The sequence below is a fragment of the Chitinophaga agri genome (assembly GCF_010093065.1).
GTDB lineage: Bacteria > Bacteroidota > Bacteroidia > Chitinophagales > Chitinophagaceae > Chitinophaga > Chitinophaga agri.
The window spans coordinates 7047128-7055384 of sequence record NZ_CP048113.1; the positions used below are offsets into that span (position 1 = coordinate 7047128).

General features: G+C 48.8%; 2 protein-coding genes. Both read left to right on the forward strand.

Going from position 1 to position 8257, the window contains the following annotated elements:
- Positions 1–153: 153 nt before the first annotated feature.
- The gene (locus GWR21_RS28195) at positions 154–1773 is read left to right on the forward strand and encodes an MBL fold metallo-hydrolase (RefSeq protein WP_162335039.1); all 1620 of its coding nucleotides are present in this window, start codon (positions 154–156) and stop codon (positions 1771–1773) included.
- A gap of 73 nt (positions 1774–1846) precedes the next feature.
- Positions 1847–8242: a non-ribosomal peptide synthetase gene (locus tag GWR21_RS28200; RefSeq protein ID WP_162335040.1), complete on the forward strand. Its 6396-nt coding sequence runs from the start codon at positions 1847–1849 to the stop codon at positions 8240–8242.
- The last annotated feature ends 15 nt before the right edge of the window (positions 8243–8257 follow it).

The window sequence follows — 8257 nt, forward strand, 5'->3', positions numbered from 1 at the left end:
ACTAAAGAGTGTCCCTCAACTCAAATGAAACAACAAAACTAAATAGCACATATAAATTGTGATCACGCTGTTGCATTGACGTATGTATACCCATTGTGCCTGGGAAAAGGAATCCTTTGTCTTTAAAAAAATACCGTATAAAATCCACTTTTTATGCAGGAACAATTGTATTATCTCCGCCCGAATGTAGTAATGGAACCCCTGGTGGACAACTGGTACGCATGGAGCCACCTGATATCTCCGGCGACTGCCGCCATGAATATTGTAGGAAGACACATGACGATCATGGAGTCTTATATGATGGCGCCTAACATTCATGCTGAAGCTGTGTTAAATCCTAACCTGCGGGGAGGTCCGTTTATGGATATTCCCGTGGAACGTGTTGGTGAAGTGAAAGCTATCTATCAGCAAACTGTCGACAAGCAGGCGCCACTGATAGAGCTGGCCAAAGCCATCAAGGAACTGGATAAACTCCTGCACACAGAAGCAAAGGGATATGTAATGGAGCCTTTGTATGAAAAGGTGCCTGAACTGTTAAAAGGCTATGTGGAGCTCTATTATGACCGCCACAATCATCCGGGATTCCGTTTCTTTGAGGCATTGCTCTATAATAGTCCCTATTATAACAAGGACTCCCAGAGTGTAGCCCTGTGGGTAACGGATAATGATCACCGCCCATTCGTACTCAGTACACCACGTATTGGTGAGCCCAATGTACTGCAACTACAGATCCCGTTTGATCATGCCGGGCTGGATGAACTGGCGAAGATGAAACGTACGCCGCAAACGTTGTCGTACATTAAAGAACTGCTCAGTATCTCTCCTGAAGATGCGGTATTGTTTGAAACATTCTTTACACAGGAAGCACCTGAACGCTATGAGCCCTACACCGGAGATAAGATCCGTATGCGCTATTTTGGCCACGCCTGCATCCTGGTAGAAACAAAGGATATCAGCATACTGGTTGATCCGCTGATCAGCTACTACGGTTATCATTCTGATGTAGATCATTTTTCAGATCTGCACCTGCCTGACGTGATCGATTATGTACTGATCACGCATAATCACCAGGACCATATCCTTTTTGAGACGTTACTGCCTTTGCGCCATAAGATCAAACATATTATTGTTCCTCACACCAACAGTGGCAAACTCGAAGATCCGGACCTGAAGCTGATGTTCAATAATATCGGCTTCAATAATGTAATCTCTATCGATGAGATGGAGACGGTTAAATTCTCTGATGCCACCATCACTGGTATTCCTTTCACCGGAGAGCACAGCGACATGAATATCATCACCAAGTCCTGTTACTTTGTGCAGATAGGTGAGTTCCGGCTGGTGTTCCTGGCAGACTCCCGTATCCTCGAATCGTCATTATATAAACACATCCAGCGTATTACCGGAGATCCGGATGTAATGTTCCTGGGCATGGAGTGCGACGGTGCACCGATGTCCTGGTTATATGGCCCATTGCTGACTAAAAAGCTGTCGCGTGAACAGGACAATAGCAGAAGGCTATCCGGTTCTGACTGTGACAAGGGAATGTCGCTGGTAAACATTTTCAATCCGAAGGAAGTCTATGTATATGCTATGGGACAGGAGCCCTGGGTAGAGTTTATCAGTAGCATCAAGTACACCGACGAGTCTAATCCCATTGTTCAGTCTAATCGACTCATCCAGCTTTGCCATGAGAAAGGTATCACTGCCGAAAGACTCTTTGGTGAAAAGGAATTGCTGTATGACAAACAACTGTCAGCAGTAGTTGCCTGATTTCGTTTCCTCCATATTTACTGCGGCTTAAATGAATTGATTTTTTCTATAAAATTTCAATAAAGGGAAGCTTATGTCTTCACACATCATACCCCTGCATCCGGTTCAACGTGATATTTTCCTGGATCAGGCCATCGATCCGCAGCGCCCTAATTACAATGTGTTGGCTTATATCAGTATAACAGGACAACTGGACATGGACCTGTTCCGCCGGATACTGAATAATGCCGCTGATGTATTTGATATATTCCGTATGCGCTTCAATTTAGATGACGAGGTACCGGTTGCCTATCTCACGATGAGAGGTGATATACCGGAATTACCTTTGATAGATTGCAGTGGTGAGGCGGATCCCGTGGCTGCTGCCAGACAATGGATGCAGGGCAGTGCAGATCGTTCATTTAAGGTAGACCAGGACAATGTTTTGTTTGAACACGCATTGTTACGGTTATCAGACGAGGCATACTACTACTTTTTCAAAGTACATCATCTCATATTTGATGGCTATTGCTGGCGTATCTGGGCAAAATACCTGTCGGGTAGCTACAGGGCCGCCCGACTGGACGACGGGGTGATACCCGCTTTTGAAGCACCTTCCTATATAACAGCGGTTGCAGATGCAGCCGCTGCTTATCAGTCTGCAACATATGGCCAGCATGCTGAATACTGGCACAAAATGATCGCAGAAGATCCTGCCGGACTTTTACAACGCTATTATGCCAGGCCGGAACCCGGAGTACCAGAGAGCGGCAGTTATGTACTGAAGCTGACATCTGCACAACGTGATATGCTGGAGCAGCTGGCTACTACACTGAACGTCCGGTTGCCGCATCTTACGATTGCTGCTGTGCTGATCTATCTGGCCTCGGCAACGGGTAAGAACGAACTGGTCTTGGGAACGCCTGCGCATAAAAGAAAAGGTGCCGTACAGCGAAATACTATGGGCCACTTTACGGGTATTGTTCCTTTCAAAGGCAGCTACTCGCCCGACCTGCAGCTGGACGATTTTATACGATCAATAGCCATTGCACAGAAGGCAGACTATGCACACGTTGACTACCTCATCGGGGACCTGGCCCGGCATCTCCGGCATGACACGTTTGCTGGTCCGCTACTGGATGTGATCGTCAATTATGTGCTGCTTGATCTTGACCTGGATTTCGGTGAAGGTATACAGGCTGACTTTGACGTATTATTCAGTCGGTACCAGGTTGAACCGCTTCGTATGATCTGGTGGGATTATACAGAGAAACAATCATTGGAACTGCGTTTCGATTTCAGATATGAATATTTTACGCAGGAAGAAATAACATTACTGGGCGCTCGTATACTTTTTATCCTGGAACAGTTTCCCGATAAGCTGGAACAGCCGGTTGGGCAGGTAACGATCTTGCCGCCGGCAGAACGTGGGCAGCTGGATATGATCACCAAAGTAAGGGTAGATAACTACCCCGCTTATAAGACAGTGGGAGAAGTATTCACTGAACAGGCGGCGGCTACACCAGCTGCCACTGCTTTATTGTTCAATGATACTGCGCTGAGTTATGAAGGACTGGAGGCCGAATCTAACCGGCTGGCGTCTTATCTTTTACAAACAGGCGTAACAGCAGACAGTATGATACCCGTTTGCCTGGACAGATCTGCTGATCTGATCATCACACTACTGGGTATTCTGAAAGCAGGGGCCGCATTCGTGCCAGTTGATCCGCGGTATCCACAGCAACGTATACAGCAGATGTTGTCAGAGACCGCATATACAATTGCGATCACCAGCGCAGAATACCGCGCGTTATTCGATAATGGCAAACAGGTAGTAACATTAGAGGCTTTACAGCCAATACTGGGCTTACTACCGGCGGTGGCTGTTCCGGTGCGTGCGACAGCTGATAGTCTGGCATATGTCATGTATACGTCAGGTTCGACAGGGCGGCCCAAAGGGGTAATGGTGACACATCGTAATATTGTGAGCCTGGCAGTAGGCAGTGGTTTCCTTAACTGGTCGCCGGCAGATGTATTGTTGTCAACCGGCTCCCCTTCCTTTGATGCTTCTACGATAGAATACTGGGGTACCTTGCTCAATGGAGCGACACTGGTATTGGCTGATGAAGACAGATTGCTGGACAGCGTACAGCTGAAGGAAACGATCATGGACCGTGGTGTTACACTGATGTGGTTCACTGCTGGCTGGCTGAATCAGCTGATCGATACTGATATCAGCATCTTTGCGCATTTAAGAACAGTTATGGCCGGCGGAGAGAAGTTGTCAGAACTGCACATCAGCCGGCTGCGTGATACTTATCCCGATCTGCGAATTATCAATGGTTATGGTCCCACGGAGAATACTACGTTCTCACTGACCCATGCCATACAACATATCGCCACAGGACAGTCCATTCCCATAGGTTATCCATTGTGCAATCGTACGGCATATGTGCTGAACGACCGGTTGGAGCAACAGCCAATTGGTGTGCCCGGGGAATTGTATGTCGGTGGTGCCGGTTTATCGAGGGGGTACCTGGGACAGCCGGAACTAACTGCTGCACGTTTTGTGCTACATCCCGTAACTGGTGAGAGACTCTACCGTACTGGTGATCTGGCGCGTGTGCTGCCTGACGGAAGCATGGCGTACCTGGGTCGTACTGATGATCAGGTGAAGCTGCGCGGCTTCCGTATAGAACCGGCAGAAATAGAAAGTGTACTACAGGAGAGCGGCTATGTAAGCCGCGGGGTAGTGGTTGTTCGCGGAGAAGGTAGCGGCAGACAGCTACTGGCATACATTGTGCCTGCATCCGGTTATGAGGAGCCTGTACTGTTAGCTTATTTACGGAGCCGTCTGCCGGATTACATGGTGCCTTCCATCATGATAACACTGGACGCCTTACCATTGACCAATAATGGTAAAGTTGATAAACATGCATTGCCTGATCCGGAAGCTACACAGCTGCATACAGCAGGATATGCAGCGCCACGGGATGCGATAGAGGCCCGCCTGGCAGATATCTGGCAGGAGGTATTGCAGGTGGACCGGATTGGTATTCATGATGACTTCTTCCGACTGGGAGGAGATTCTATCCGTGCGATTGGTGTGATCAGTCAGTTGCGGAAGCAGTTTAGTGAGAATATCCGTTTGTATGATCTATATCAGGCAGGTAGCATCGCTGCACTGAGTGAGCTGATAAAGACGTTACAACCGGTATCAACGGAGGCTGTTCATCTGAAAACACTTATTCAGGCCGAAGTCGCTGAGCTGAAAGATAAGCTATGCAAAGAACTGGACGATACCACGAATATTGAAGATGTCTATCCCATGAGCGATATCCAGAGCGGTATGATCTACTCATCGCTGTGGCAGTCCGATAAAAGTGTCTATCATGACCAGATCACCTTCCGGATCACGGATGATCCTGATAAAGATATTTTATCACAGGCATTAGGTATGCTGGTGCGTAAACACGCCATTCTGCGCACCGTCTTCGATCAGCATCCGTTATACGGCGGGTTGCAGATCGTCTATAAGGAGGTGACTTTCGACATAGCCGATATAATGCTGCCTCACATCGGCAAAGCACATGAGCAACAGGCGATACAGACATTCATGGCCGATGAGCGTAAGACCGGGTTTGAGCTGAACAATACCCTGCTGTGGAAAGTGGCGCTTCTGCACATGCAGCGATCCTGCTGGCTGGTATTTCAGTTCCACCATGCCATGCTCGACGGATGGAGCCTGGCGACGCTCACCACGGAACTGAATACCCTGTATGTCACTTTACGGGCTACCCCGGATTTGCCAGATTTGCGGCCCTTAAAGGCCACTTATAGGGATTTTGTGCTGGAGGGTATAGCGGAGAAGCGTCATGCGGAAAATCAGGCGTTCTGGCGCCGTGAATTGGATAACTACCGGCGCCTGGATATTTTCAATGAGGAAACTGTCTCGCTCCAGCTGGTAAGATCATTTGATAGCGTTGTTTTCGACAGGCTCCGGCAGCAGGCAGCAACTGACCAGCTATCCCTGAAGGGACTGTTCCTGGGGGCTATGTTATACGTGCTGGGAATGCTGACCTACGAAGAAGATGTGACAATAGGCGTCGTAACGAATAACAGGCCCCTGCTGGATGACGGAGATAAGGTACTCGGATGTTTCCTGAACACGGTTCCTTTCCGTCAGCAGGAAAGTAAAAAGGCGCAGACCTGGATCAGCTACTTTCAGCAGGTAGAGCAACAGCTGGTACGGCTGAAAGAGCGGGAACGCATCTCACTCTCTGCTATCACTGAACTGACAGGTGAATCTGTGAGTGGCGGCAATCCTTTCTTTGATGTGTTATTCAACTTCGTCAATTTCCATATATACGATTATCTGCAGGATGGACTATTCCGGCAGGGCCATATAGCCGCCGGAGATGAAGAAGCCCCGATGTCTACCATCCATGAATTAACCAATACTTTCCTGGATTTCTGTATTAGTACGACTGGAAATAACCTCCTGCTCATCTGTAAGATGAACAGGACACTGAAATCAGGTAAGTCGCTCGGTGACCTCGCAGATTACTACGAGGCAGTCATCACGCAATACCTCGATCATGGACATGCACCAATAGACCGGGAAGCGGTATATCCGGCTACAGAAAAGAAAACGCTTCGCCTTTTTAATAGTCAACCAGACATCATACCAGTAACCGGAACGCTGGCAGCCGCTTTCGAAAAGCAGGTTGCCGCGACCCCGGATGCTACAGCGCTGATCTTTGAAGATGTCAAATTAAGTTACCGTGAACTTGATGAGCAGGCAGGCCGTCTGGCTGCCTGGTTATCAGCGAACGGCATCAGGCGGCAGTCCCTGGTACCGTTGTGCCTCGACAGGTCGCCGGAGACGGTCATGTGTATACTGGCTGTACTGAAAACAGGCAGCGCCTATGTACCCCTTGATCCTGCTCATCCTGCCGAACGTATTGCCTATATCCTGAAAGATATTCAGGCGACTGTTATAGTCGCCAACGGGGTACATACCAGTAAACTGCAAGCAGCAGGTGCGTCAGCTGTGCTGACAATAGAGGATGGCATGTCATATTTGCCGATGAAGACAGTCCCTCTTGTCAGCGCTGATGCTACAGCAGATACACCGGCATATGTCATCTACACTTCCGGCTCTACCGGACAACCTAAAGGCGTACTGGCTGCACATGGACCGGTACTTAGCCTGATCAGACACCAAAGCAGTCAATACGGTATTACGGCTGCAGACCGCATACTGTTATCTGCAAACTATTGTTTCGACCCATCTGTAGAACAACTGTTCTTCGCCTTGCTCAATGGTGCTGCCGTCGTACTATGCAAGGAAGAAGTGATCCGCGATATACAGCTGCTTGAGCAACTCCTGCACCGCCAGCAGATCACTCACCTGGAGGCAACACCCAGTCTGATCGAACACCTGACACCGGGTGTTTACAGCGGGTTGAAAAGGGTGATCAGTGGTGGTGAGGTATGTAAGAAAGAGCTGGCAGCCAGATGGTGCGGACTACTGGACTTTTACAATATTTATGGACCTACCGAAACGACTGTCTCTGCTGCTATCTACCGTTGCGATCCGGCTGCTATCAGCCAGATGGAAACAGTGCCGATAGGTCGTCCGTTGCCGCATGTCAGCATTTATATACTGGACGTAAAAGGTCAGCCCGTGCCGGTAGGTGTGGCCGGTGAAATATATATCGGCGGAGCGGGGGTTACGAAGGGATACCTGAACCGGCAGGAGCTGACCGATAGTGTATTCCTGCCCGATCAATTCAGTCATACCCCTGGTGCAAGGATGTATAGAACCGGTGACCTGGGAAAGTGGTTGCCTGATGGTAATATTGAATACATTGCCCGCATAGATACACAGTTGAAACTGCATGGCTACCGTATCGAACTGGATGAGATTGTCCAGGTACTACTTAATAGCAGCTGGATAAACCAGGCAGTCGTGACTGATAACAAAGATGCCGCAGGCGTAACAAGAATATGCGCTTATGTGGTACTCAAAGCGGCTGTTGATCAAGAGACACTTCGTACATATCTCTCTGCTCATTTACCTGCCTACATGGTCCCTGCTGTGATCAGTATACTGGACACACTGCCTTTAACACCGAATGGTAAGATTGACAAAGCTGCGCTGAAAGCGATGCCTATCGTTGCGGATGTCTCTGCGGAATACCAGGCGCCACAGTCCGAAACTGAAAAACAGCTCTGTGAGGTATGGCAGCAATTGCTGGGGGTGGAACGTGTGGGTATCCTGAATGATTTCTTTGAATTAGGTGGTCATTCACTACTTGCCATGCGCATGAATGCCTATATTAAACGTACACTCGGTCTCAGTATACCTGTGAAGGTATTGTTTCAATGCAGAAACATCGCCAGACTGGCCGCATACATCGAACTAGTGCACACGACGACGGTAGCCCGGAATGATAAAACCCCTGCCAGGATCATAGAGATATAACCCGCTCCACACACA